Here is a 2,777-nt window from a genome sequence, read left to right on the forward strand (position 1 = left end):
TGAAGAACATATTTCAGGGCGTAAATCAGTACAATACATACGAGAATACCAAGAAAATAAGAGTAAAGCTCATGACGAGTTAGAGGCGATTCAATTAGCTAAGTTACGAAAGTTATTGGTGCACGCTGCCAAAACTTGTGACTTTTATCGAAGGCAATGGGATGAAATTGGTTTTGACCCTTCTGAAATTCAATCAGTAGAGGAGTTATCGCAGCTTCCTATCTTGGATAAAGATGTGGTCAGGGAAAATTATGATAGTTTTGTTTCCAGTAGCTTTAGAGGGAAGAATATTAAGAAGACTACTGGAGGTTCTTCGGGCGTCCCATTTCAGTTTGAGCTAGATGCTGAGAGCAACGAACGTAGGCAAGCCGTTATGTGGAGAGGTTACGGTGGCTTGAACGCAGGGTTGGGAGAAAAAACGCTATATCTTTGGGGAGCCAGTATTGCCCCAGTAGGGGCAAGATCTGAACTAAAAGAACGTTTATATCATGCGTTCTATAACCGGAAAATTTTAAACTCTTTCAAAATGACTCAACAAAACATTGGTAGCTATGTGGAGGTACTGAATAAGTATAAACCTCAAGCTGTAGTCTCCTATGTTAATCCTATTGTACAGTTGTCTGACTATATATTGACTAATAATATCAAAGTCGGCCCCCCCAAATCTATATTAACTGGTGCAGAGCCTTTGTATGAGTTTCAGCGAGAAAAAATTGAAGCTGCTTTTCAGGCCCCCGTATACAATACCTATGGATGTCGTGAATTTATGTTAATAGGTAGTGAATGTGAGAGGAGGCAAGGTCTTCATGTAAATATAGATCATCTTGTTGTGGAAACTGTTGATGAACAGGGTGTTGCAGCTAAGAGTGGTGACGTGCTCATTACTGATTTATATAATTATGGGTTTCCATTAATTCGTTATAGGAATGGAGATAGAGCTACTTGGCAGGACTCAAGTTACCAGTGCGAATGTGGATCTAATTTTCCTATGATTAAGTCTGTTGATGGACGAAAGCTTGATCTAGTTAAAACTTCTGACGGTCGCTCTATACCGGGAGAGTTTTTTCCGCATCTATTAAAAGACTACCGGAATATACGACAATTTCAGGTCGTTCAACATAATCTTGATTCAATTGATTTGAATGTTGTGCTTCATGATGTAGCTTTTAAACAAGAGCTGGATCATATTAAAGGTTTGGTTGAGAAAAACTGTGGTGAGCACCTGAAGGTTAATGTAAATGTTGTCGAGAATATAATGCTTACTTCGAGTGGTAAATTGAAAGTAGTGGATAGCAAAATACTATGAGATTGCTAATCCTTACAAATCTCTACCCCCTGCCATGGGAACCTAACAGAGCAACTTTTAATAAACAGCAATTTGATCGTTTAGCGAGAACGAATGATGTGTCAATTATAGTCCCAGTTTCTTGGTTAGATTATTTAATGCACAGAGCGGAAATAAAAAAAGCAAACAGTCCCAAATTACTCTACGTTTGCTATTGGTATACTCCTAAAATTCTTTACTCTTTTTTTGGTTGGTTTATGTGGCTTTCTGTCCTTATTGGACTAAATAGTCATTTTAGAGGGTTTAGGCCTGAAGTTGTATTGGGTAGCTGGGCATACCCAGATGGGTTTGCAGCAGCTCAGTTAGCAAAGCGATTTGATTGCCCTTACTATATTAAAGTTCATGGGAGTGATATTAATATATTGGCCAGTGAGGGGCGTAGGCGAAATATTATTGGTCGAATATGTGGTAATGCTAAAGGCGTATTTTCGGTGTCTAAAGCGCTAGCAACTAAACTGTCTGAGCTCGGTGTTTCTGAAGATAGGGTTTGCCAAGTTTATAATGGAGTGGACCAAAAACTGTTCTATCCATTAATGTCAGCTGATATCGATAATTGTTTTCTCTATGTTGGAAACCTCAAACGAGACAAAGGTGTCTTGGATTTGTTGAATGCATATTTTCTATATCGAGATGCAGGAGGGGATAAAGAACTGAAGTTTATCGGTGGTGGGGCAATGACGTCAGAATTGGTTGCTCGATCAAAGAACAGCTCATATAGCAAATTTATTGAATTTCTGGGGCCTAAGCCTCATGGCGAGGCAGCTACTTATATTCGATCTTGTGCTTGTTTGGTTTTGCCTTCTTATCATGAGGGCGTTCCGAATGTGTTGTTGGAATCTATCTGTAGTGGTGTGCCTGTGATTGCAACCAAAGTTGGTGGGATTCCCGAAGTGGTCAAGGATAAGGTATCTGGTTTGTTAGTTGAACCTGGAGATGTGCTAGGCCTTTCAGAGGCAATGTCTGATCGTCGTTTGAATGAGCTGGGTTCAAAGAATGAAATTGCCACCTTAGGGGCTCAGTATTCTTGGGAAGATAATATTAGCCAGGTAGAAGCTTTTCTGAATAGAGTTTGATATCTGGTTATGAATGTTTGTTATGGAAGTTGATTTTTTAGTTGTAGCTATTGTCAGCAAGGAGCCGAATAATGAGAGTTGTATACCATCACCGTACTAGAGGTAAAGGCGCGGAGGGTGCTCATATTATGGGGGTTGTGAAAGCGTTTCGTGAACTTGGGCATGAGGTTGAACTGCTTTCTTTACCAGGAGCAGATCCAGATGCCGAAGATTCGTCTGCCAGCCGCGAAAAAACAACGGTTCAAAAAACAAATATAGTTTCAACTTTGCTGTCACGTATTATTGAGTTAACGAAATACGCTCCAGAGTTTGTATTTGAGTTTATAGAGCTTGCGTACAATTTAATTGCGTTCTTCAGA

At 39.8% G+C, this 2,777-nt stretch carries 3 protein-coding genes; all 3 read left to right on the top strand.

Annotated features, from left to right (window positions below; genetic code table 11):
* Positions 1 to 1,306: phenylacetate--CoA ligase family protein (locus A3761_RS27975; protein ID WP_197473145.1), on the top strand; the 1,306-nt coding region annotated here is incomplete at its 5' end.
* A gap of 236 nt (positions 1,307 to 1,542) precedes the next feature.
* Positions 1,543 to 2,418: a glycosyltransferase gene (locus tag A3761_RS20385; RefSeq protein WP_197470041.1), complete on the top strand. Its 876-nt coding sequence runs from the start codon at positions 1,543 to 1,545 to the stop codon at positions 2,416 to 2,418.
* Between the two features lie 71 nt (positions 2,419 to 2,489).
* On the top strand, positions 2,490 to 2,777 hold a 288-nt coding region (locus A3761_RS20390; protein ID WP_197473146.1), incomplete at its 3' end, for a hypothetical protein.

Source organism: Oleiphilus sp. HI0123 (assembly GCF_001635315.1).

Bases quoted from the DNA above. Each gene is read 5' to 3' on its own strand.
- A3761_RS20385 (WP_197470041.1), top strand. From the start codon at position 1,543: ATGTGGCTTTCTGTCCTTATTGGACTAAATAGTCATTTTAGAGGGTTT.